This window comes from Pseudomonas sp. LW8, assembly GCF_041956865.1.
Classification (GTDB): Bacteria; Pseudomonadota; Gammaproteobacteria; order Pseudomonadales; family Pseudomonadaceae; genus Aquipseudomonas; species Aquipseudomonas siliginis.
Map to the genome: position 1 here is coordinate 295,938 of NZ_CP168138.1, position 20,977 is coordinate 316,914.

The 20,977-nt window shown below is 61.1% G+C and carries 22 protein-coding genes; 6 read left to right on the plus strand and 16 right to left on the minus strand.

Annotated elements, in window-relative coordinates:
* Positions 1-8: 8 nt before the first annotated feature.
* The 6 genes from AB9L16_RS01530 to ubiE form a co-directional block, all read right to left on the minus strand.
* The gene (locus tag AB9L16_RS01530; RefSeq protein ID WP_016772073.1) at positions 9-290 is read right to left on the minus strand and encodes a twin-arginine translocase TatA/TatE family subunit; all 282 of its coding nucleotides are present in this window, start codon (positions 288-290) and stop codon (positions 9-11) included.
* A 25-nt stretch (positions 291-315) separates the two neighbouring features.
* Positions 316-648, minus strand: coding sequence for a phosphoribosyl-ATP diphosphatase (locus AB9L16_RS01535; RefSeq protein WP_003220849.1), 333 nt, complete (start codon positions 646-648; stop codon positions 316-318).
* Positions 641-1,042, minus strand: coding sequence for a phosphoribosyl-AMP cyclohydrolase (gene hisI, locus AB9L16_RS01540; protein ID WP_007899278.1), 402 nt, complete (start codon positions 1,040-1,042; stop codon positions 641-643). Before hisI ends, AB9L16_RS01535 begins: the two co-directional genes overlap by 8 nt.
* A gap of 120 nt (positions 1,043-1,162) precedes the next feature.
* Positions 1,163-2,767 carry a ubiquinone biosynthesis regulatory protein kinase UbiB gene (gene ubiB / locus AB9L16_RS01545; protein WP_150741728.1) on the minus strand — a complete coding sequence of 535 codons (1,605 nt, stop codon included), beginning with the start codon at positions 2,765-2,767 and terminating at the stop codon, positions 1,163-1,165.
* A complete protein-coding gene (locus AB9L16_RS01550) occupies positions 2,764-3,387 on the minus strand; it encodes an SCP2 domain-containing protein (RefSeq protein ID WP_375123007.1) in 624 nt (207 codons plus the stop codon). The genes ubiB and AB9L16_RS01550 overlap by 4 nt, the downstream gene beginning before the upstream one ends.
* Positions 3,387-4,157 (minus strand): bifunctional demethylmenaquinone methyltransferase/2-methoxy-6-polyprenyl-1,4-benzoquinol methylase UbiE, encoded by a 771-nt coding sequence (ubiE, locus tag AB9L16_RS01555; RefSeq protein WP_016772069.1) that lies wholly within the window; start codon positions 4,155-4,157, stop codon positions 3,387-3,389. The genes AB9L16_RS01550 and ubiE overlap by 1 nt, the downstream gene beginning before the upstream one ends.
* A gap of 154 nt (positions 4,158-4,311) precedes the next feature.
* Between ubiE and AB9L16_RS01560 the strand changes: the two genes are divergently transcribed.
* The 3 genes from AB9L16_RS01560 to AB9L16_RS01570 all read left to right on the plus strand — a co-directional run bounded on the left by AB9L16_RS01560 (position 4,312) and on the right by AB9L16_RS01570 (position 6,133).
* The gene (locus AB9L16_RS01560; protein ID WP_150638023.1) at positions 4,312-4,587 is read left to right on the plus strand and encodes a polyhydroxyalkanoic acid system family protein; all 276 of its coding nucleotides are present in this window, start codon (positions 4,312-4,314) and stop codon (positions 4,585-4,587) included.
* Positions 4,588-4,818: 231 nt separating this feature from the next.
* Complete coding sequence (locus AB9L16_RS01565) at positions 4,819-5,241, plus strand: phasin family protein (protein ID WP_375123008.1); 423 nt, start codon at positions 4,819-4,821, stop codon at positions 5,239-5,241.
* Between the two features lie 10 nt (positions 5,242-5,251).
* Positions 5,252-6,133, plus strand: a complete 882-nt coding sequence (locus tag AB9L16_RS01570) for a phasin family protein (RefSeq protein ID WP_252877282.1) — start codon at positions 5,252-5,254, stop codon at positions 6,131-6,133.
* 254 nt (positions 6,134-6,387) lie between these two features.
* Here the strand turns inward: AB9L16_RS01570 and AB9L16_RS01575 are convergent, their stop codons facing one another.
* The 9 genes from AB9L16_RS01575 to argS all read right to left on the minus strand — a co-directional run bounded on the left by AB9L16_RS01575 (position 6,388) and on the right by argS (position 17,062).
* Complete coding sequence (locus AB9L16_RS01575; protein WP_024011259.1) at positions 6,388-7,008, minus strand: TetR/AcrR family transcriptional regulator; 621 nt, start codon at positions 7,006-7,008, stop codon at positions 6,388-6,390.
* 30 nt (positions 7,009-7,038) lie between these two features.
* Positions 7,039-8,721: a class II poly(R)-hydroxyalkanoic acid synthase gene (gene phaC, locus AB9L16_RS01580; protein ID WP_073471594.1), complete on the minus strand. Its 1,683-nt coding sequence runs from the start codon at positions 8,719-8,721 to the stop codon at positions 7,039-7,041.
* A gap of 140 nt (positions 8,722-8,861) precedes the next feature.
* Entirely contained in the window at positions 8,862-9,716 is an 855-nt protein-coding gene (gene phaZ / locus AB9L16_RS01585) for a poly(3-hydroxyalkanoate) depolymerase (RefSeq protein WP_016772063.1), read from the minus strand.
* 215 nt (positions 9,717-9,931) lie between these two features.
* Positions 9,932-11,611 (minus strand): class II poly(R)-hydroxyalkanoic acid synthase, encoded by a 1,680-nt coding sequence (gene phaC, locus AB9L16_RS01590; RefSeq protein ID WP_041477559.1) that lies wholly within the window; start codon positions 11,609-11,611, stop codon positions 9,932-9,934.
* A gap of 257 nt (positions 11,612-11,868) precedes the next feature.
* A complete protein-coding gene (locus AB9L16_RS01595) occupies positions 11,869-12,246 on the minus strand; it encodes a gamma-butyrobetaine hydroxylase-like domain-containing protein (protein WP_133337328.1) in 378 nt (125 codons plus the stop codon).
* Positions 12,247-12,399: 153 nt separating this feature from the next.
* Entirely contained in the window at positions 12,400-13,737 is a 1,338-nt protein-coding gene (gene hslU / locus AB9L16_RS01600; RefSeq protein WP_016772060.1) for an ATP-dependent protease ATPase subunit HslU, read from the minus strand.
* 55 nt (positions 13,738-13,792) lie between these two features.
* Positions 13,793-14,323: an ATP-dependent protease subunit HslV gene (gene hslV, locus AB9L16_RS01605; RefSeq protein WP_007968352.1), complete on the minus strand. Its 531-nt coding sequence runs from the start codon at positions 14,321-14,323 to the stop codon at positions 13,793-13,795.
* Between the two features lie 290 nt (positions 14,324-14,613).
* Positions 14,614-15,324 (minus strand): SPOR domain-containing protein, encoded by a 711-nt coding sequence (locus AB9L16_RS01610; protein WP_076565226.1) that lies wholly within the window; start codon positions 15,322-15,324, stop codon positions 14,614-14,616.
* A 1-nt stretch (position 15,325) separates the two neighbouring features.
* The gene (gene argS, locus AB9L16_RS01615; RefSeq protein WP_041477563.1) at positions 15,326-17,062 is read right to left on the minus strand and encodes an arginine--tRNA ligase; all 1,737 of its coding nucleotides are present in this window, start codon (positions 17,060-17,062) and stop codon (positions 15,326-15,328) included.
* On the opposite strand from argS, the gene AB9L16_RS01620 reads away from it, so the two are divergent.
* Positions 17,061-17,183 (plus strand): hypothetical protein, encoded by a 123-nt coding sequence (locus AB9L16_RS01620; protein ID WP_016772057.1) that lies wholly within the window; start codon positions 17,061-17,063, stop codon positions 17,181-17,183. The genes argS and AB9L16_RS01620 overlap by 2 nt on opposite strands.
* A gap of 119 nt (positions 17,184-17,302) precedes the next feature.
* Here AB9L16_RS01620 and AB9L16_RS01625 read toward each other — a convergent pair whose 3' ends face one another.
* Complete coding sequence (locus AB9L16_RS01625; RefSeq protein WP_064363276.1) at positions 17,303-19,522, minus strand: primosomal protein N'; 2,220 nt, start codon at positions 19,520-19,522, stop codon at positions 17,303-17,305.
* A 284-nt stretch (positions 19,523-19,806) separates the two neighbouring features.
* Between AB9L16_RS01625 and rpmE the strand changes: the two genes are divergently transcribed.
* Positions 19,807-20,028 (plus strand): 50S ribosomal protein L31, encoded by a 222-nt coding sequence (gene rpmE, locus AB9L16_RS01630; protein WP_041477565.1) that lies wholly within the window; start codon positions 19,807-19,809, stop codon positions 20,026-20,028.
* A gap of 41 nt (positions 20,029-20,069) precedes the next feature.
* The gene (locus AB9L16_RS01635; RefSeq protein ID WP_375123009.1) at positions 20,070-20,852 is read left to right on the plus strand and encodes a thermonuclease family protein; all 783 of its coding nucleotides are present in this window, start codon (positions 20,070-20,072) and stop codon (positions 20,850-20,852) included.
* Positions 20,853-20,977: the final 125 nt, after the last annotated feature.

Genomic DNA, 20,977 nt, shown 5'->3' on the forward strand with positions numbered 1-20,977 from the left:
GTCAGTGCTCACACGTCTTTGCGGATCGGCTCTTCGACTTTCTGCGCCTGCACGTCGATGGTGTGCGGCGGGTTGGCCTGAGCGGTGGTTTGCGGCTGCACCGGTGGCACTGGCTGGGCTGGCGGGGTCACGCTCGGTTCGGCCGGTTTTTCGTCGTCGTTCATGGCTTTGCGAAAGCCCTTGATCGATTCGCCAACGTCGGTGCCGAGGTTTTTCAGTTTTTTGGTACCGAACACCAGCACCACGACAATCAGAATGACGACCCAGTGTTTCCAGTCAAAAATGCCCATGTGGCGATTCCTCTCTAAAAGTTGTTCAGGCGGACGGACGCGAGGCTTTCTCGACGTGTCCGGACAAGCCGAAGCGACGGTCCAGTTCATCCAGCACGGCCTGCGGATGCTGCCCCAGTTGGGCGAGCATGACCATACTGTGGAACCACAGGTCGGCGGTCTCGTAGATCACATCACTGCAATCGCCGCTGATCGCGGCATCCTTGGCGGCAATAATGGTTTCGACCGACTCTTCGCCGACTTTCTCCAGAATCTTGTTCAGCCCCTTGTGATACAGGCTGGCGACATACGAACTGTCGGCGGCTGCGCCTTTGCGCTCTTCAAGTACCTGAGCGAGGCGGGTCAGGGTGTCACTCATGTGTGTGTCCTGCGGAATAGATAGCGTGCGGGTCTTTCAGTACCGGGTCGACCGTTTTCCAGTCGCCGTTTTCGAAGACCCGGTAAAAGCAGCTTTGACGGCCGGTGTGGCAGGCGATGTCGCCGATCTGTTCAACCATCAGGATGATCACGTCGGCGTCACAGTCCAGACGCATTTCATGCAGGGTCTGCACATGGCCGGACTCTTCGCCCTTGCGCCACAGCTTGCCACGGGAACGTGACCAGTAGATTGCACGATTCTCCGCAGCGGTCAGTTCCAGCGCTTCGCGGTTCATCCAGGCCATCATCAATACGCGCCCGGTCTTGTGATCCTGGGCAATCGCCGGCACCAGGCCGTCAGCATCCCACTTGATCTCGTCCAGCCAGTTTTTCATCGTCAAATCTCGAAAAGCAGCAGCAAGCCATGAGCTTCGAGCTGCAAGTAAACGCACGTTGCGGCGTGCCTGTAGCGTCAAGCTTGAAGCTGGCAGCTTATAACTTGCAGCTCAATCGTGCTATCGGCGAACGACCAGATACAAACCGACCGCGATCATGATTCCGGCGGGCCAGTGCGCCCACTCGGTCAACGGACCACCCGCTGCGAGGATCGCGCCGCCGGCCAGATGCGCGCAGCCGAGCAGGCGCAGGAACCAGTCGTCCTTGCGTTTGTGCCACGGCGGCGGAGGGTCTTTGGCGTGGGGTTGCGACATGCGTTCGAGCAGATCGCGGGCCATGTTCGACAGGTGCGGAATCTGCTCCAGCTGGCTCTGCACGTTGCCCAGCAAGGCTTTCGGGCTGACGCGTTCGCGCATCCAGCGCTCGAGAAACGGCTGCGCGGTGTTCCACAGATCCAGATCCGGATACAACTGACGACCGAGGCCTTCGATGTTCAGCAAGGTCTTCTGCAACAGCACCAGTTGCGGCTGCACTTCCATGTTGAAGCGGCGTGCGGTCTGGAACAGGCGCATCAGCACCTGGCCAAATGAAATATCTTTTAACGGTTTTTCGAAGATCGGTTCGCACACCGTACGGATCGCCGCTTCGAATTCGTTGAGTTTGGTTTCCGCCGGCACCCAGCCCGAATCGATGTGCAACTGCGCGACACGGCGGTAGTCACGCTTGAAGAAGGCGAACAGGTTGCGCGCCAGATAGTCCTGGTCTTCCGGGGTCAGGCTGCCGACGATGCCGCAGTCGATCGCGATGTACTGCGGGCTCCACGGATTGACGGTGCTGACAAAGATGTTGCCCGGGTGCATGTCGGCGTGGAAGAAGCTGTCGCGGAACACTTGAGTGAAGAAGATCTCCACGCCACGCTCGGCGAGCATTTTCATGTCGGTGCGCTGGTCAGCGAGGGTCGCCAGATCGGTGACCTGGATGCCGTAGATGCGCTCCATCACCAGCACTTTCGGCCGGCACCAGTCCCAATAGACTTGCGGTACATAAAGCAGCTGCGAGCCCTCGAAGTTGCGGCGCAACTGGCTGGCGTTGGCCGCCTCGCGCAACAGATCGAGTTCGTCGTAAATGGTCTTTTCGTAATCCTGCACCACGTCGACCGGGTGCAGCAGGCGTGCATCAGCGGAGAACTTTTCCGCCGCGCGGGCGAGGATGAACAGCCACGCCAGGTCCTGCGCGATGATCGGTTTCAGGCCTGGGCGAATGACCTTGACCACGACTTCTTCGCCGCTTTTGAGCTGCGCCGCATGCACCTGCGCTACCGAGGCCGAGGCCAGCGGGGCGACGTCGAAACGGCTGAACACTTCGCTGATTTTCTTGCCCAGCTGTTCTTCGATCAGCTTGATCGACACTTGCGAATCGAACGGCGGCACGCGGTCCTGCAGCAGCATCAGCTCATCGGCGATGTCTTCCGGCAACAGGTCGCGGCGGGTCGAAAGAATCTGCCCGAACTTGATGAAGATCGGCCCCAGATCCTGCAACGCCAGACGCAAGCGCGCACCACGATTGAGCTCCAGCGGCTTGCGCGGCAGCCAGCGCCACGGCAGCAAAAAGCGCACGGCCAGAAGGAACCAGGGCAGTGGCAGATCGAACAGCAGGTCATCGAGGCGGTAGCGGATCACGACGCGCTGGATGCGCAACAGACGGCGGACGGCAAGCAGCTTCATGCGTTATCGCTTGGGTCGAGGGATCGGGAAAGGCGCTCGAAACGCGCCTCGAGTCGTTCCAGATCAAGTTTGATCCGGTCCAGTTCGCTGAACCGCGCTTCGGCTTCGCGTTGCCCGACGAGGGTGCGCGATTCTTCGGCGAGGTATTCGGCAAGATTCTGGTTGAGGCTGGCAAATCCTTGTTGATACCAGCGTGCGCGGCTGCGCATATGGCCACCGAGCAATTGCGTGGCGACCGGACCGAGCCAGCGCGAGAGTTCGTACTCCCAGTCCAGCTCAAGATCCTGCAGCACGCCGGCCAGCTCCAGCAACACACCGCTGTCGCCATCGAGCTCGACTTCCGGTGCATGCAGCACGGCGGTCTTGTCCTTGCTCAGGGCCAGTTTCAGCAGGCTTGAGGCCGGTGCACGCAACGTGCAATCGACGTCCGCTGCCCACTGCGAAGCCAGCATCAGGCCTTCGTCACTGGGCAGTATGAACAGTTGCAGCGCCGGGCTGCGGCAGTCGACGGCAATCACCTTGCCGGTCAGATGCGCCAGGCGCGGCAGCGCCGTGCTGTCGAGACGCAGCACCCGGTTGAGGCCGAGTTCGACGCTGGCGAGCAGCCCGGTGAGCAACATCAGGGTTTGATGCCGCGGTGCAGGGCGACGATGCCTGCGGTCATGTTGTGATAGGTCACGCGGTCGAAACCGGCCTCCACCATCATCGACTTCAGGGTTTCCTGATTCGGGTGCATGCGGATCGATTCGGCCAGGTAGCGATAGCTTTCCGAGTCATTGGTGATCAGCTTGCCCATCAGCGGCATGAAGGCGAACGAGTAGGCGTCGTAGGCTTTGGACATCAGCGCGTTGGTCGGCTTGGAGAATTCCAGCACCAGCAGGCGGCCGCCGGGCTTGAGCACGCGCAGCATCGAACGCAACGCGTCCTCTTTGTGCGTGACGTTGCGCAGGCCGAAGGCGATGGTCACGCAGTCGAAATGGTTGTCCGGGAACGGCAGTTTTTCCGCGTCGGCCTGGACGAATTCGACGTTGCCGGCAACGCCCAGATCGAGCAGACGATCACGGCCGACCTTGAGCATCGACTCGTTGATGTCGGCCAGCACGACCTGGCCGGTCGGGCCGACGAGGTTCGAGAACTTGCGGGTCAGGTCGCCGGTGCCACCAGCGATGTCGAGTACGCGGTTGCCGCTGCGCACGCCGGAAAGCTCGATCGCGAAACGCTTCCACAGACGGTGCATGCCGCCCGACAGAAGGTCGTTCATGAGGTCGTATTTAGCGGCTACGGAATGGAAAACCTCAGCGACTTTTTCCGCTTTCTGGCTTTCCGGAACGTTTTTGAAGCCGAAGTGAGTGGTGGGTTCGGCATCGCTGCCTTTGCGCTGATCAGTCATATCGCTGTCACCAAAAGAGAATGCGCGACATTCTAATCCCCAAGCCATGCTTTGTCTTGGAATGGCTAAAGGTAAGATGGGCAACCTTCGGGACGATTTGCCGCAGATGCGGTCAAGATTCAACGTCAGCCATTCAATCATCAGGAGTCATTCCATGGCCAAAATCAGTGTTGAGCGCGCCCACACCCTGGGCAAGGAAGCCGCCCGCGAAAAGGCCGACAAACTGGCCACAAAGCTCAATGAACAATACGGCCTGGAGCCGCAGTGGTCGGGCGACACCCTGAACCTCAAGCGCTCCGGCGTGAAAGGCGAAGTGCATGTGGCGGACGATTCGATCAGGGTCGACGTCGAACTGGGCCTGATGATGTCGGCCATGAGCGGCATGATCAAAGCCGAGATCGAGAAAGCCCTCGACAAAGCCCTGGCCTGATTTCCAGATTGAAATCCAGTCCCCTGTGGGAGCGAGCCTGCTCGCGAAAGCGGTGTATCAGTTGACTGAAATGTTGGCTGATATGACGCATTCGCGAGCAGGCTCGCTCCCACATTTGTTTTGTTATGCTCCCGCTGGTTAGGGTGCCCTTTCTAATTTTTCTCCCTACTTTGTGCCTGAGCCCGACACTCGTCCGGCAGTTCCTCAAACCTTCTGCGCGTGAGGTGCACCATGGCCAAAGTCATTTTGAAGAAAAAAATCGACGCTCCGACTTCCACTCTGAGCGACGTCAAATCCTATGCCCGCAAGATCTGGCTGGCAGGCCTGGGCGCCTACACCAAGGTCGGCCAAGAGGGCAGCGAGTACTTTCAAGAACTCGTAGCCGCCGGTCAAACTGTTGAAAAGAAAGGCAAAAAAGCCGTCAGCGAAAAACTCCATGCGGCCAACGCCGAGATCGATGACGCGGCCACTCAGGTCAGCTCGTTCAAGGGTCGCGTTGAAGTTCAGCTCGACAAGGTCGAGAAGTCCTTCGACAACCGTGTGGCCAGCGCCTTGAATCGGATCGGCATTCCGTCTAAACATGACGTTGAGGCACTCTCTGCTAAGCTCGATGAGCTGACGGCATTGCTCGAACGCGTCGCGCGAAAATCTTAAGGAGAACGGGATGGCTGGCAAAAAGAACACCGATAAAGAAAGCAGCTCGTGGGTCGGGAAGGTCGAGTCCTACTCCCGCAAAATCTGGCTGGCTGGTTTAGGCGTGTACTCGAAGATCGACACTGACGGCAGCAAACTCTTCGATGCATTGGTCAAAGACGGCGAGAAAGCCGAGAAGCTCACCAAGACTGCCGTCGGCAAGAAAGTCGAGGACTCGACCTCCTCGGCCAAGTCGCGTATCAGCGGCGTGAAAGATCGCGCACTGGGCAAGTGGGACGAGCTGGAAGGGGCTTTCGACAAGCGCCTGAACAGCGCGATTTCGCGCCTGGGTGTGCCGAGCCGCAATGAGGTCAAGGCGCTCAACGCCAAGGTCGATACGCTGACAAAGCAGATCGAAAAACTCACCGGTCTGAAAGCTCAGCCCGTAGCGGCGAAAACCGCTGCGGCGAAACCTGCCAGTAAAACTGCAGCGGCCAAACCTGCGGCGAAAACCGCAGCCAAGCCACTGGCCAAAGCGGCGGCAAAACCGGCTGCGAAAGCTGCGGCAAAAACTGCAGCCGCCAAGCCTGCGGCCAAAGCGGCAGCCAAACCGGTTGCCGCCAAAGCAGCAGCAAAACCTGCGGCTAAAGCAGTAGCAAAACCAGCGGCCAAGCCAGCAGCGAAAACTGCTGCCGCCAAACCCGCTGCGAAGCCTGCGGCCAAACCGGCTGCGGCGAAAAAGCCAGCAGTGAAAAAGCCGGCCGCGCCGAAAGCCGCTGCGCCGAAACCGGCCGCCGCACCATCGACTGCGCCAACAGCTCTGGCCAACGCGGCAAACTCCGCTGCGGCACCCACGGCAGCAGCTACTCCGACTGCGGCATCGACACCGTCGACGCCATCCAGTCAGTCCTGATTTCAGGGCAAATCAAAAACGCCCGGCCTGTGAAGGTCGGGCGTTTTTGTTTGTGCATTCCAAGCGGCCCCTCACCCCAGCCCTCTCCCCAAGGAGAGGGAGCCGACCGAGGTGTCCTGCGTCATACGTCGACCTGAACAAATCGAGTCGATTATCGATTCAAAGAAGCTCGCTCAGGTCGGCGTAGCTCGCGAACATCCCCCAATCAGTCCCCTCTCCCTCCGGGAGAGGGTTAGGGTGAGGGGCTTTTCGGGTCAGTCGTGATCCTCAAGGTATTGCAAGGCCATCCGCTCTGTCGCCACCTTCACTGGCGGCAGCAAATGCGGCGCCACCAGCATCATGATCTGATAAACCACCAACCGAACCTCTCCCTCACGATCAAGAATCCGCTGGTAATCCAGCGAGAACAGCAACGTCATGGTCACCTGCTCCACCAGTTGCCCCAATGCCTGGGTATCGCTGACCAGTTGCCCCGAAGCCTTCAATCGCGCCAGCAACGACGCCAGCGTGCGCTTCAGCGCATTGAGCAGATTGCGAATCCCCTTGGCCAGTTTCGGCAAGCGCCCGGCGAGGTTCGACAGGTCCTGGAACAGGAACCGATACTGCGCCAGGCGCTCGACGATCAAATGCAGAAACAGCCAGTAATCCTCCGGTGCAAGCTCCACGTCCGGCGGCGGGTCGAGCAGGGGCGCGAGCTCGTGCTGGAAGCGTTCGAACAGGCCGAGAATCAGCGGTTCCTTACCGTGGAAGTGGTAGTAGAGATTGCCCGGGCTGATCCCCATTTCGTTGGCCACCTCCATGGTGGAAACGTTCGGTTCACCCTTTTCGTTGAACAGTTGCAGCGCACATTCGAGGATCCGGTCGCGGGTTTTCATCCAGTCTTCTTAGAAAATTTCGGTTGAGCGTCAGCGCACATGCACATAGGTGCCAGGTGCTGCTTCCATCGGTGGATAGTTCGGATTGCCGAGGGTGGTGCGAGTCTCATTCAGGGCGCCGGAGCGCTGGGCGACCCATTCCAGCCACTGCGGCCACCAGCTGCCGTCGACGTGTTTGGCATCGTAGTACCAGGCACGCGGGTCGCTGCTCAGTTTGGCGTTCTCGACGTAGGCAGCTTTCGGGTTGCTCGGCGGGTTGAGGATGCTCTGCACGTGGCCGCTGTTGGACAGCACGAAACGTCGTTCGCCACCGAGCAGCAGGGTCGAGCGATACACCGCGTCCCACGGCGTGATGTGGTCGTTCATGCCGGCGACGCTGAAGCTGTCGACATTGACCTTCTGCAGATCGATCGGCGTACCGCACACCTCGAGACCGCCCGCGTGGATCAGCGGGTTGTGCTTGAAGAAGTCCAGCAGATCGCCGTGCAGCGCCGCCGGCAGGCGCGTGTTGTCGTTGTTCCAGTAGAGGATGTCGAAGGCTGGCGGCTCCTTGCCCAGCAGGTAGTTGTTGACGAAATAGCTCCAGATCAAATCGTTGGGGCGCATCCAGGCGAAGACCTTGGCCATGTCGCGACCGTCGAGCACGCCTCGCTGGTACGAGCGACGTTTGGCCGCTTCCAGTGTTTGCTCGTCGGCGAACAGCGTGGCCGGGGTCTCGATCTGGCTGTCGAGCAGACTGACCAGATAGGTCGCGCTGGCGACCCGGCGCAGTTGCCGTTTGGCCTGCAAATGCCCTTGCAGGGCGGCAATGGTCAGGCCGCCGGCGCAGGCGCCCATCAGGTTCACTTCGCGGGCGCCGGTAATCGCCCGGCAGATGTTCATCGCTTCTTCGACCGCTTCGACGTAACTCGACAGGCCCCACTCGCGATGGCGCACATCAGGGTTGCGCCAGCTGATCATGAAGGTCTGCAGGCTGTTTTTCAGGGCGTACTGGACGAAGCTGTTCTGCGGGCTCAGATCGAAGATGTAGTACTTGTTGATTTGCGGCGGCACCACCAGCAAGGGCTTGGCGTACTGCTTTTCGCTCATCGATTTGTACTGGATCAACTCGAACATTTCATTGCGAAACACCACAGCCCCAGTGGTGGTCGCTACGGTTTTGCCGACCTCGAACGCCTGCCTGGTCACTTGCCGTGGCAGGCCGTCGTTGTGCAACAGATCATCGAACAGATGGCTCAGACCACGCACCAGACTCTGCCCGCCGGAATTGAACAACTCCTTGACCGCCAGCGGATTGAGCAGGGTGTTGGAGGGCGCTACGGCGTCATTGAGCAGAGTGAAAGCGAAGTGCGCACGGGCACGATCTTCAGGGCTCATGTCGCCTTCATCGATCCAGCTCTTGACCTGTTTCTGCCAGGCCAGATAAGCCTGCAGGCTGCGTCGGTAGAACGGGTTGAGGCTCCACGCCGGATCGGCGAAGCGGCTGTCTTGCGGATTGGTCGGGTGCAGGGTTTCGCCGAGCAGCACGCGCCCCAACTGTCCGCCAAGCTTCAGCGCATGCTTTGCGCTGTGCAACGGATTGCGCAAGCCGTGGGCGGCGACGCTGCGCAGTGTCGACAGCAGATCCCTGCCACGCAGACCGGCGATCGCACTCTGGGCGTTGATAAACACGGCGGGGCTGGGCACCACGCCCGTCGCTGGTTTTTCGCGCATGACTCAACACTCCTTCGTCTTCAGGGCAAAAACACACTCACCGAACCAGAACACCATAGACGCTGTTACCGGTTGCTGCCTGCGCGGCGTCCTGCCGCGCGCTTGATTTGAAAAGTGCTGCATAAAGCAGGCCGCCGCGATCAGCCGCCGAGCGGGGTCGGATGCGGGTGCATGACTGCGCGCAGACGCTCCTCTTCGAGAAACTTCATGATGATCGGCGCCACCGCTTCGGCGCGGGTAATCAGGAACAGATGGCCGTCATCGATGATGTGCAACTGGGCGTTGGGAATGCGCCAGGCGAGCATGCGCATGTTGATCAGCGGGATCAGCGGATCGTCATCGCCGGCCAGCACCAGCGTCGGCTGATGGATCTTGTGCAGCCAGTGGATGCTGGTCCAGCCGAGGCCGGCGAACAGTTGCCAGTAGTAACCGAGCTTGCCCGCCGAGCGCACTTTCGCCGCATGGCTGGCAGCCAGCGTCGGGTCGCGACGGAACGAGCCGCCGTAGATCATTGGCGCGATGCGGATCACATGGGATGGCTGAATGTAGCGGCGCGGGCTGGCCATCATCCACAGCACTTTCGGTTTGCCCGGCACCATCACCGCACCGGCCGCAGTGGCCGCCAGTACCAGTTTCTTGCAGCGCTCGGGATAGTCGTAGGCAAACTGCTGCGCCAGAGCTCCGCCCCACGACACGCCGATCACATTGACCTGACCGTAGTCGAGATAGTCGAGCATCCGCGCCGTCAGTTTGGCCAGGCCGGGAAAGCGATACGGCCGGTTGGGCGTCGAGGAGCCGCCGACCCCGGGCACGTCGAAGGCGATCACTTCCAGATCCGGGTCGAGCGCAGCGACAAACGGGAACACCAGCTCCAGGTTGGCGCCGATGCCGTTGAAAATCAGCAGAGGCGTCAAATGAGGCTTGCCGGGACGCACCGCCGTGCGGAGGGTCTGGCCATCCAGATCGACGGTGCGGAATATGAACGGTTGCGGCATGCTTCAGGCCCTGTAGATTTCAAGTCCACCCGTATTCCTGTAGGAGCGGACCTTGTGGTGAGGGGATTTATCCCCGTTCGGCTGCGAAGCAGTCGTGAATCGAGTAGCCGCGGTGCGTCTGACAAATCACGGTTTCAGGATTCGGGGTCGCTTCGCAACCCAACGGGGATAAATCCCCTCGCCACAAGGCCCTCTCCCACAATGGGTGGTGTCAGTTACCGTTCGTGAACATAAGTGCCCGGCGAAGCCTCGCCTGCCGGGTACGCTTTGTTGCCCAATTTCGTCGGGGCCTTTTTCAGGTTGCCCGAGCGCTCGGCCAGCCATGCCTGCCAGTACAGCCACCAGGAATCGGTGTGCTTGGTCGAGTTTTCCTGCCAGTCATCGGCAGTCGCCGCCATCTCTTCGCTGGTCATGTAACGCGATTTCGGATTGCCCGGCGGGTTGAGGATGCTTTGGATATGGCCGCTGCTCGACAGCACGAATTCAACTTTACCGCCGAACAGTTGCGCCGACTTGTAGCAGGACTTCCACGGCGTGATGTGATCGTTGGTGCCGGCCAGCGAGAAGATGTCGGCGGTGACCTGCTTGAGGTCGATCGGCGTGCCGCACACTTCCAGTGCATTGGGGCGGATCAGTGGATTGTTTTTGAACATCTCGATCAGGTCGCCGTGGAACGCAGCGGGCAGGCGGGTGGTGTCGTTGTTCCAGAACAGAATGTCGAACACTGGCGGCTCATTGCCGAGCAGGTAGTTGTTGACCCAGTAGTTCCAGATCAGATCGTTGGGGCGCATCCAGGCGAAGACCTTGGCCATGTCTTTGCCTTCGAGCACGCCGGCCTGGTAGGAGTGGCGCTTGGCGGTCTCCAGAGTCTGCTCATCGACGAACAGGGCGACGTCGCTGTCCAGGGTGGTGTCGAGCACGCTGACCAGCAGGGTGAGGGCGTTGACCTTGTTCTCGCCGAGGGCGGCGTAGTGGCCGAGCAGGGCGGTGCAGGTGATGCCGCCGGAGCAGGCGCCGAGCATGTTCACATCTTTGCTGCCGGTGATCGCCGTGACCACATCGACGGCTTCTTTCAGCGCTTCGATGTAGGTAGACAGGCCCCACTCGCGCTGGGCCTTGGTCGGGTTGCGCCAGCTGATGATGAAGGTCGGCACGTTGTTGCGCAGGCAGAAGCGCGCCAGGCTCTTGTCCGGGCTCAAGTCGAAGACGTAGAACTTGTTGATCTGCGGCGGCACTACCAGCAGCGGGCGTTCGTGGACCTGCTCGGTGATCGGCCGGTACTGGATCAGCTCCAGCACATCATTGCGGAACACCACAGCACCTTCGGTGACGCCCAGGCTCTTGCCGACCTCGAACGCGCCCATGTTGACCTGGCTCGGCATGCCGCCGTTGTGCACCAGATCCTTGGCCAGATGCGAGAGGCCATCGAGCAGGCTTTTGCCGCCGGTTTCGAAGAAGCGTTTGACCGCCGCCGGGTTGGCCGCCGTGTTGGTCGGCGCCATGGCTTCGGTCATCAGGTTGATGACGAAATGGCCGCGAGCGATGTCCTTGGGGGACAGGCTGCTGTCATCGATCCAGGCATGCAGTTCCTTGCGCCAGGCCAGGTAGGTTTGCAGATAACGTTTGTACAGCGGGTTCTGGCTCCACGCCGGGTCGGCGAAACGGCGGTCGTCACCGGCCGGTTGCAGCGCGGACTTACCCAGCAGCACGTTCTTCAGCTCGAGGCCGAAATGGGTCACGTGCCTGACGCTGTGAATCGGTTGTCTGATGGCCTGTTTCAGCACCATTCGAGCAGAGGCCAGCAGATCCTTTCCGCGCAGCCCGACGACGGGGTTAAGCCCCAGAGTGTTTTCCGAGGCTTGGTACTTCAGGTCATCGTTATTCTTGTCACTCATCTACGACGCTCCATTGTCCTGAGACGAGTACCCGGTTTCACGCTGTCGCTTCCACAGCCAATGCCGGGTACTACTGCTCGGGTGACCGTTGATTCTGCATAGCTGCTTTACAGTCGTAGAGCACTGCAGGGAACTTGCCAGCTCCATTGGTTACCCGAGTTTAATTTTTTTCGCAAGCGGCCGATCCGGGGCCATATGCGCGGAGCATTCAAACAGATGAAGTTAGAAAATGCCCTCTAAAGAGCAAGAGCCACGGCCTAGAGCATCAGCTTGACGAACGACTCGTTCGGATCGCGGGATTTTCCGGCAGCGCGCAGCTCGGCAAGATAATCGTCCCAGAGTTCGTTCTGGCGCTTGCCGAGTTCATAGAGGTATTCCCAAGTGAACAGGCCGCTGTCGTGACCGTCGTCGAAGGTCAGTTTCAGTGCATAGTTGCCGGCCGGCTCCAGCTTGCTCAGACCCACGTTGAGCTTGCCGAATTGCAGGATCGGTTTGCCGTGGCCCTGGACCTCGGCGGAGGGGGAGTGCACGCGCAGAAACTCCGCGGGCAGGGTGAATTCCTCGCCGGACGCGTAAGTGAGCGTCAGGGTTTTCGAGGCTTTGTGCAGTTTGATGTCGGTGGGGATTCGATTCATGGGCTGGCGTCCGATGTGTGGGCGACCCTGATTCAAATGTGGGAGCGAGCCTGCTCGCGAAAGCGGCGGGTCAGACGGCATTGATACCGCCTGACACGACCTCTTCGCGAGCAGGCTCGCTCCCACAGGGTCCGCTACCGCTGTAAGTATGGCTTACAGGATATAACGGGACAGATCTTCGTTCTGCGCCAATTCGCCGAGGTGGCTGTTGACGTAGTCGGCGTCGATCAGAATCGCCTTGTCATCGTGGGCGCTGGCCAGGTCGCCGGCGCTGAACGACACCTCTTCGAGCAGACGCTCAAGCAGGGTGTGCAGGCGACGGGCACCGATGTTCTCGGTTTTCTCGTTGACCTGCCAGGCGATCTCCGCCAGACGCTTGATGCCCTCGGGCTGGAACTGGATGTTCAGGCCTTCGGTTTTCAGCAGCGCGCAGTATTGCTCGGTGAGCGAGGCGTGCGGTTCGCTGAGGATGCGTTCGAAGTCTTCCGGGCTCAGGGCCTTGAGCTCGACGCGGATCGGCAGACGACCTTGCAGCTCCGGCACCAGATCGCTTGGCTTGCTCAAGTGGAACGCGCCGGAGGCGATGAACAGGATGTGGTCAGTCTTGACCATGCCCAGCTTGGTGTTGACGGTGCAGCCTTCGATCAGCGGCAGCAGGTCGCGCTGTACGCCTTCACGGGAGACATCGGCGCCGCCGACATTGCCGCGCTTGGCGACCTTGTCGATCTCGTCGATGAAGACGATACCGTGCTGCTCGACCGCTTCCAGCGCCTTGGCCTTCAGTTCTTCTTCGTTGACCAGACGCCCGGCTTCTTCATCGCGCACCAGTTTCAGCGCTTCCTTGACCTTGAGCTTGCGCGACTTCTTCTTGCCCTTGCCCATGTTGGCAAACAGCGATTGCAGCTGGTTGGTCATCTCTTCCATGCCTGGCGGCGTGGCGATCTCGATGCCGGAGACTTCGGCGACTTCGATTTCGATTTCCTTGTCGTCCAGCTGGCCTTCGCGCAGACGCTTGCGGAACAGCTGACGGGTGTTGGAATCGGAGCTCGGCGCTTCTTCGTTGCTGAAGCCCATGCGTGCCGGCGGCAGCAGCGCGTCGAGGATGCGGTCCTCGGCGGCGTCTTCGGCGCGGTGGCGTACGCGGGTCATTTCCTGCTCGCGGAGCATTTTGATCGCGGCATCGGCCAGATCACGAATGATCGACTCGACGTCACGGCCGACATAACCGACTTCGGTGAATTTGGTCGCTTCGACCTTGATGAACGGCGCATTGGCCAGTTTCGCCAGGCGACGGGCGATCTCGGTTTTACCGACACCGGTCGGGCCGATCATCAGGATGTTCTTCGGGGTCACCTCAACGCGCAGCTCTTCAGGCAGCTGCATGCGGCGCCAGCGGTTGCGCAGGGCAATCGCGACGGCGCGCTTGGCATCGTCCTGGCCGATGATATGGCGGTTGAGTTCGTGGACGATTTCGCGGGGAGTCATGGACATAGTAATTGACGGTCCTCAAGCAGAAACAAGCCGTGGCACACGGGCCGCAACATGCTTATTCAGCGAGATCCTGCTCCTCAATGGTCTGGGTGTGGTTGGTGAATACACAGATGTCGCCGGCGATGCCGAGAGCGGTTTCGACGATCTCGCGCGCCGACAGGTCGGTCTTTTTCAGCAGGGCGCTGGCGGCGGCTTGCGCGTAGGCGCCGCCGGAACCCATGGCGATCAGGCCATCTTCGGGTTCGACCACATCACCGTTGCCGGTGATGATCAGCGAAGCATCCTTGTTGGCGACCGCGAGCATCGCTTCGAGGCGGCTCAGGGAGCGGTCGGTGCGCCATTCTTTGGCGAGTTCGACGGCGGCGCGGATCAGGTGACCCTGATGTTTTTCGAGCTGGCCTTCGAAACGTTCGAACAGGGTGAAGGCGTCGGCGGTGGCGCCGGCGAAACCGGCGATGACCTGGCCGTGGTACAGGCGACGGACCTTTTTGGCGTTGCCTTTCATCACGGTGTTGCCGAGAGAAACCTGGCCGTCGCCGCCCATGACGACTTTGCCGTGGCGGCGGACTGAAACGATGGTGGTCAAGGGAAGAGTCTCCACGCAGCGGGGCGAAAATGCCTTATGCCCATTCATATGGGGGTGCTGGAGGGGATTTCAACCGGCAGGGACGATGGGAGACGAATGGTGTGTGTGATGACTGTGGCGAGGGGATTTATCCCCGTTCGGCTGCGGAGCAGTCGCGAAACCATCATTTGCGGTATGCCTGCTGCACCGCAATGGCTGGTTTCAGGGCTGCTCCGCAGCCAAACGGGTATAAATCCCCTCGCCACAAAGTTTGAAGGTCACCTGCAAGTTGCAGCTGACCTCTGAGAGCCTTAGCGGCTCTGGCGTTGTTGTAACAACAGGTTGCTGAAGCCGGCACCGGCCAGTTGTTTCTGCGCCGTGGTCAGTTGTTCGCGGTTGCTGAACGGGCCGACCAAGACGCGATACCAGGTTTCATCCTTGACCGTGCCGGACTCCACCGACACGGCTTGGCCGAGCAGAATGATCTGCGCGCGAACCTTGTCGGCATCGGTTTCCTTGCGGAACGAACCGGCCTGGAGGAAAAACTTGGTCACTGGCGCGGCCTTGCTCACCGGTGGCGCTGGCGGCGGCGTGATCCCCGCCAGAGCTGCCTGTGCCCGTGCGGTGTCGATCTTCGCCGCTTCGGCCGGGGTTACCGGCGTGGTCGGGACGGCCGGCACTTGCGGCGTCGGCAGGGTCTTTTCCGGCACCGCGTCCGGCGGCACGATCACTTCCGATTCCGGCAGCAGGGTGTAGAAGTCGTACTTCGGTTTCACCGGTTGCGTCGGGCTCGGCGGGGTCTTGTTGGCCTCGGCGATCTTCGACGCTTTCTGCTGCTGTTCGACCTTCTCGCGCTTGACCGTGTCGCTGCCCTTGCCCGGTTCCAGTTTCATCAGAAACACGATGAACGCGCCGACGGTCAGGCCGATGGCCATCCACAGCCAGCCCGGAATCGGTTGTTTCGCCGGGGCCTGATAGCGGCTGGCGCCGCGTTTGGGTGCAGGTTTTTTCTTGGCAGCCAACTTACATACGCTCCAGAGTTTCCAGACCCAACAGCTCCAGGCCTTGCTTGAGGGTGCGACCGGTCAGTGCGGCCAGACGCAGACGGCTCTGCATCTGCGCCGGGGTGTCGGCGGCGAGGATCGGGCAGTTCTCGTAGAAGCTGGAGAACAGGCCGGCGACGTCGTACAGGTAGGTGCAGAGAATGTGCGGCGTGCCTTTTTCAGCCACGTTGTTCAGCACTTCGCCGAACTGCGCCAGCTTCGCCGCCAGCTCCTGCTCGTGCGCCGCTTCGAGGACGATCTGGCCGTCGACTTCGCTGAAGTCCTTGCCCAGTTTGCGGAACACACCGGCCACACGGGTGTAGGCGTACAGCAGATACGGCGCGGTGTTGCCTTCGAAATTGAGCATCAGGTCGAAGTTGAAGCTGTAGTCGCTGGTGCGATGCTTGGACAGGTCGGCGTATTTCACCGCGCCGATGCCGACGACCTTGGCGATGTTGCGCAACTCGTCTTCGGCCAGGGTCGGGTTCTTCTCTTTCACCAGGTTGTAGGCGCGTTCCTGGGCTTCGGTCAGCAGGTCGATCAGCTTCACGGTGCCGCCATCACGGGTCTTGAACGGACGCCCATCGGCGCCGTTCATGGTGCCGAAACCCATGTGTTCCATTTCCATCGGATGGGTGACGAAACCGGCCTTGCGCGCCACCGCGAAGACCTGCTGAAAGTGCAGGGCCTGGCGCTGGTCGACGAAATACAACGCGCGATCAGCCTTGAGCTTGCCGCTGCGGTAGCGCACGGCCGCCAGGTCAGTGGTGGCGTACAGGTAACCGCCATCGGCCTTGACGATGATCACCGGCAGCGGGTCGCCATCGGCGTTCTTGAACTCGTCGAGGAACACGCACTGGGCGCCGTTGCTCTCGACCAGCATGCCCGCTGCTTTCAGGTCGTTGACCACGTTGATCAGGTCGTCGTTGTAGGCGCTTTCGCCCATCACGTCGGCCATGGTCAGTTTGACGTTGAGCAGTTCGTAGATCTTCTGGCAGTGCGACAGCGAGATGTCCTTGAACTTGGTCCACAGTGCCAGGCATTCAGCGTCGCCAGCCTGCAACTTGACCACCAGGCCACGCGCGCGATCGGCAAATTCTTCGGACTCGTCGAAACGCTGCTTGGCCGCACGGTAGAAGTTTTCCAGATCGGACAATTCGTCGCTGGTGATCGGATTTTCCTGCAGATAAGCCATCAGCATGCCGAACTGAGTGCCCCAGTCGCCGACGTGATTCTGGCGGATCACTTCGTCGCCGAGGAACTCAAGCACGCGGGCCACGCCGTCGCCGATGATGGTCGAGCGCAAGTGGCCGACGTGCATCTCTTTGGCCAGGTTCGGCGCCGACAGATCGACCACGGTGCGCTGCGCCGGGCCGGCCTTGCGCACGCCGACATGGGCGTCGGCCAGTGCGGCGTCGAGGCGCGAGGCCAGTGCCTGGGTGTTCTGGAAAAAATTGATGAAGCCCGGGCCGGCGATTTCGGCCTTGGTGACGTTCTCGTCAGCGGGCAGTGCGGCGATGATTTTCTCCGCCAGATCCCGTGGCTTCATGCCGGCCGGCTTGGCCAGCATCATGGCGATGTTGCTGGCGAAGTCGCCGTGGGTCTTGTCGCGGGCGTTCTCCACCTGGATCGCCGGCGTCAGGCCTTCAGGCAACACACCTTCGTTGACGAGTTGGGTGAGGGCTTGCTGGATCAGCTGGCGAATGGTGTCTTTCATGGTCTTCTCTTTCGACCGCAAGCGCGGCGGGCGCATCGATGCGCGGGTGGAAAAACTGGGCATTATCCGTTGCGAAGACGGGCTTGCCAACCTTAGCAGGCAGGATGTGGATATGTGGTGACAAAAAGTCCGCTTTCGCGAGCAGGCTCGCTCCCACAAGGTTTTTGCGCAGGACACACAAGGTATGTACGGCGCTGATCCACTGTGGGAGCGAGCCTGCTCGCGAAAGCGATCTTCAGCTCAATACAGATCCACCGGATCAACATCCAGCGACCAGCGCACTGCCCGCCCACTCGGCATCTGCTCCAGCACCAGCATCCAGCTCGCCAGCAAGCGGTGCAGCGGTGCCCGCGCGGTCGCCTGTAACAACAGCTGGGCGCGATAACGCCCGGCACGGCGCTCCATCGGCGCCGGCACCGGCCCGAGCAACTCGATGCCGCTCAGATTCAATTCGGCCAGCAAGCGTTCGGCTTCGCTGCACGCTTCATCGAGAAAACCTTCCGCCTGCCCCGGCTTGTGCGCTTCGGCACGCAACAGCGCCAAATGGGCAAACGGCGGCAACCCGGCCGCGCGGCGCTCGCTCAAGGCTTGTTCGGCGAAGGCGAAATAACCCTGCTCGGTCAGTTGCACCAATAAAGGGTGGTCGGCCAAATGCGTCTGGATGATCACCCTGCCCGGCTCCTCAGCCCGGCCGGCGCGCCCGGCGACCTGGACGATCAACTGCGCCATGCGCTCGCTGGCGCGGAAGTCGCCGGAAAACAGGCCACCGTCGGCATCCAGAATCGATACCAGCGTCACCCGGGGGAAATGGTGCCCTTTGGCCAACATCTGCGTGCCGACCAGAATGCACGGCTGGCCTTTCTGGATTGTCGCGAACAGCTGATTCATCGCGTCCTTTCGCGAGGTGCTGTCGCGATCGACGCGCAGTACCGGGTAATCCGGGAATAGAATCGCCAGACGCTCTTCGGCGCGTTCGGTGCCGGCGCCGACGGGGCGCAGATCGACCTTGCTGCACTTCGGGCACTGGCGTGGCGTGCGCTCAACGTTGCCGCAGTGGTGACAGCGCAACTCGCCGTAACGCTGGTGTACGGTCATGCGCGCATCGCAGCGCGAACACTCGGACATCCAGCCGCAATCGTGGCAGAGCAGGGTCGGGGCAAAGCCGCGACGGTTGAGGAACACCAGCACCTGCTGACCGTTGGCGAGGGTCTGGCCGATGGCTTGCTGCATCGGCCCGGAAATACCGCTGTCGAGCGGACGGCTTTTGACGTCCAGACGCAGAAAGCGCGGTTGCTTGGCGCCGCCGGCGCGCTCGTTCAGGCGCAGCAGGCCGTAGCGGCCGGTGTAAGCGTTGTGCAGACTTTCCAGCGACGGCGTGGCGGAGCCGAGCACGATCGGGATGTTTTCCTGCCGCGCGCGCACCAGCGCCAGATCGCGAGCGTGGTAGCGCAGACCTTCCTGCTGTTTATAGGAACCGTCGTGCTCTTCATCGATGATGATCAGCCCGGGATTTTTCATCGGCGTGAACAGCGCCGAACGGGTGCCGATAATAATGTCGGCCTCGCCATCACGGGCGGCGAGCCACGCGTCGAGGCGTTCGCGATCATTCACTGCCGAATGCAGCAGGGCGATACGCGCATTGAAGCGCTGTTCGAAACGCGCCAGGGTTTGCGGGCCGAGGTTGATCTCCGGAATCAGCACCAAGGCTTGCTTGCCGGCTTCGAGGGTTTCGCGGATCAGTTGCAGATAGACTTCGGTCTTGCCGCTGCCGGTGACGCCGGCCAGGAGAAACGCGTGATAACTGTCGAAACCGGCGCGAATCGCTTCATACGCCGCGCGTTGTTCGCTGTTGAGCGGCAGCTCCGGTTGTGCCAGCCAGTGTTCATGGCGAGCGCCGGGGGCGTGGCGGCGGATTTCGACCTGCACCAGCCCCTTGGCCAGCAGCAGATCGAGGCTGTCCTTGCTCAGCATCAGTTTGCTCAACAACTGATGGGCGACGCCGTGGGGGTGCTGGGCCAGCGTGGTCAGCGCCTCGCGCTGGCGTGGCGCACGGGCGACTCGCGGGTCATCGACGCTGGCGCCGGGGGCCACCGACCAGAAGCGTTCCTGGCGGGCTTCGGCCAACTCGCCCTGACGCAGCAGCACTGGCAAGGCCCAGTTCAAGGTGTCGCCGAGGCTGTGCTGATAATACTGCGCCGTCCACAGGCACAGCTTGAACAGCGCCGGCGGCAGCGGTGAAGTCGAGTCGAGGAGGGCCAGTGCCGGTTTGAGTTTTTCTGCCGGCACCTCGCTGGTGTCGGTGACCTCGACCAGAATGCCGATCATCTCGCGCCGACCGAACGGCACCCGCAAGCGCATGCCCGGCTGCAATTGCTCACGCCGCACCCCGGCCGGCGCCCGGTAATCGAACAGGCGGCGCAGAGGCGAAGGCAGGGCAAGGCGCAAAATGGCGTCGGGCACGCGGGGGGATCTCGATACGCAAAATGATCGGATATGCATGACCTGTGGGAGCGAGCCTGCTCGCGAAGGCGGTGGGTCAGGCAACACATGTGTCGACTGCCATGGCGCCTTCGCGAGCAGGCTCGCTCCCACAGGGAAGTGCGTTCAAGGCCGGGAGCCTAGCAGACGGTCGGTCTCGGTGACAGCTTGCGCGATTGAAAAGGTCTGGTAGAATCCGCGGCCTAATTACGTGCGGTATTCAACAATAGTGTTGGGTGGCGGCACGCTAGCCTGAGGAAGACACCATGAAAGCCGATATCCATCCGAACTACCCGGAAATTGCTGTTACCTGCAGCTGCGGTAACAAGTTCGAAACTCGTTCGACCTACGGCAAAGCCCTGGCGATCGACGTTTGCAACGAATGCCACCCGTTCTACACCGGTAAGCAGAAGACTCTGGACACCGGCGGCCGTGTGCAGAAGTTCGCAGACCGTTTCGCTACTTTCGGCGTCGGCAAAAAAGCCTGAGGCTGATCATTTTGGATGGTCGTTTCGACTTCTCCAGACTGATGAAAAAGGCGTCCCTTGCGGGCGCCTTTTTTGTGTCTGCGATTTGGCTGTCCGCCGCCCAGGCGTTCTGCCCGACACCCGCAGGGCTGACCAGCGTCAGCGTGCAGCGGGTGGTCGATGGCGACACCCTGCGCCTGAGCGACGGGCGCAATGTGCGCATGATCGGCCTCAATACGCCGGAACTGGGCAAGCAGGGCCGCAGCGACGAACCCTTCGCCGTGGCGGCGCGTAAACGCCTGCAAGCGCTGGTGGATGAGAGCGGCGGCCGGGTCGGCTTGCGGCCCGGCAAGCAGGCGAAAGACCATTACGGCCGTACGCTCGCGCATGTTTACAGCGTCAGCGGAGTGAATCTCGAAGCGCAAATGCTTGCCGATGGCCTGGGTTTTCACGTTGCGGTCGCGCCGAATGTCGACCTGGTCGCCTGCCAGCAGGCCGCCGAACGCAGCGCTCGACAGGCCGGGGTTGGTCTCTGGCGGCAATCGCCGGTGCGGAAAGCGCAGGAGATCCAGCGTTCAGGCTTTGCCGTAGTCAGCGGTCGGGTGAGCAAGGTGCAGCGCAATCGCGGCGGAATCTGGATCGAGTTGCAGGACAGGGTTGTATTGCGGGTTGCACCCAATCTGCTCGGACGATTTGACAGTACTGATCTGGAAGCACTGAAAGGCAGGCAGATCGAGGCGCGTGGCTGGGTGGTTGACCGATCCCGGCGCGGTGGATTGCAAAAGGGTCAGGCGCGCTGGTTGTTGCCGTTGACCGATCCTTCGATGCTGCACGTACCGCGTTGAAGAAAAATTGTAGACATTTTTACAGCTGATTGTGAACAGTCCAGCCCTTGTGCGCCGTGGCTCTTGGCCCAAAGTCGTAGGGCAGGGCGCTTGACAGCGGTGACTGCCCAGTCTTGTGGGGACTT

Bases quoted from the DNA above. Each gene is read 5' to 3' on its own strand.
- AB9L16_RS01530 (WP_016772073.1), bottom strand. From the start codon at position 290: ATGGGCATTTTTGACTGGAAACACTGGGTCGTCATTCTGATTGTCGTG.
- AB9L16_RS01535 (WP_003220849.1), bottom strand. From the start codon at position 648: ATGAGTGACACCCTGACCCGCCTCGCTCAGGTACTTGAAGAGCGCAAA.
- hisI (WP_007899278.1), bottom strand. From the start codon at position 1,042: ATGAAAAACTGGCTGGACGAGATCAAGTGGGATGCTGACGGCCTGGTG.
- ubiB (WP_150741728.1), bottom strand. From the start codon at position 2,767: ATGAAGCTGCTTGCCGTCCGCCGTCTGTTGCGCATCCAGCGCGTCGTG.
- AB9L16_RS01550 (WP_375123007.1), bottom strand. From the start codon at position 3,387: ATGTTGCTCACCGGGCTGCTCGCCAGCGTCGAACTCGGCCTCAACCGG.
- ubiE (WP_016772069.1), bottom strand. From the start codon at position 4,157: ATGACTGATCAGCGCAAAGGCAGCGATGCCGAACCCACCACTCACTTC.
- AB9L16_RS01560 (WP_150638023.1), top strand. From the start codon at position 4,312: ATGGCCAAAATCAGTGTTGAGCGCGCCCACACCCTGGGCAAGGAAGCC.
- AB9L16_RS01565 (WP_375123008.1), top strand. From the start codon at position 4,819: ATGGCCAAAGTCATTTTGAAGAAAAAAATCGACGCTCCGACTTCCACT.
- AB9L16_RS01570 (WP_252877282.1), top strand. From the start codon at position 5,252: ATGGCTGGCAAAAAGAACACCGATAAAGAAAGCAGCTCGTGGGTCGGG.
- AB9L16_RS01575 (WP_024011259.1), bottom strand. From the start codon at position 7,008: ATGAAAACCCGCGACCGGATCCTCGAATGTGCGCTGCAACTGTTCAAC.
- phaC (WP_073471594.1), bottom strand. From the start codon at position 8,721: ATGCGCGAAAAACCAGCGACGGGCGTGGTGCCCAGCCCCGCCGTGTTT.
- phaZ (WP_016772063.1), bottom strand. From the start codon at position 9,716: ATGCCGCAACCGTTCATATTCCGCACCGTCGATCTGGATGGCCAGACC.
- phaC (WP_041477559.1), bottom strand. From the start codon at position 11,611: ATGAGTGACAAGAATAACGATGACCTGAAGTACCAAGCCTCGGAAAAC.
- AB9L16_RS01595 (WP_133337328.1), bottom strand. From the start codon at position 12,246: ATGAATCGAATCCCCACCGACATCAAACTGCACAAAGCCTCGAAAACC.
- hslU (WP_016772060.1), bottom strand. From the start codon at position 13,737: ATGTCCATGACTCCCCGCGAAATCGTCCACGAACTCAACCGCCATATC.
- AB9L16_RS01620 (WP_016772057.1), top strand. From the start codon at position 17,061: ATGGTCTTCTCTTTCGACCGCAAGCGCGGCGGGCGCATCGATGCGCGG.
- argS (WP_041477563.1), bottom strand. From the start codon at position 17,062: ATGAAAGACACCATTCGCCAGCTGATCCAGCAAGCCCTCACCCAACTC.
- rpmE (WP_041477565.1), top strand. From the start codon at position 19,807: ATGAAAGCCGATATCCATCCGAACTACCCGGAAATTGCTGTTACCTGC.
- AB9L16_RS01635 (WP_375123009.1), top strand. From the start codon at position 20,070: ATGAAAAAGGCGTCCCTTGCGGGCGCCTTTTTTGTGTCTGCGATTTGG.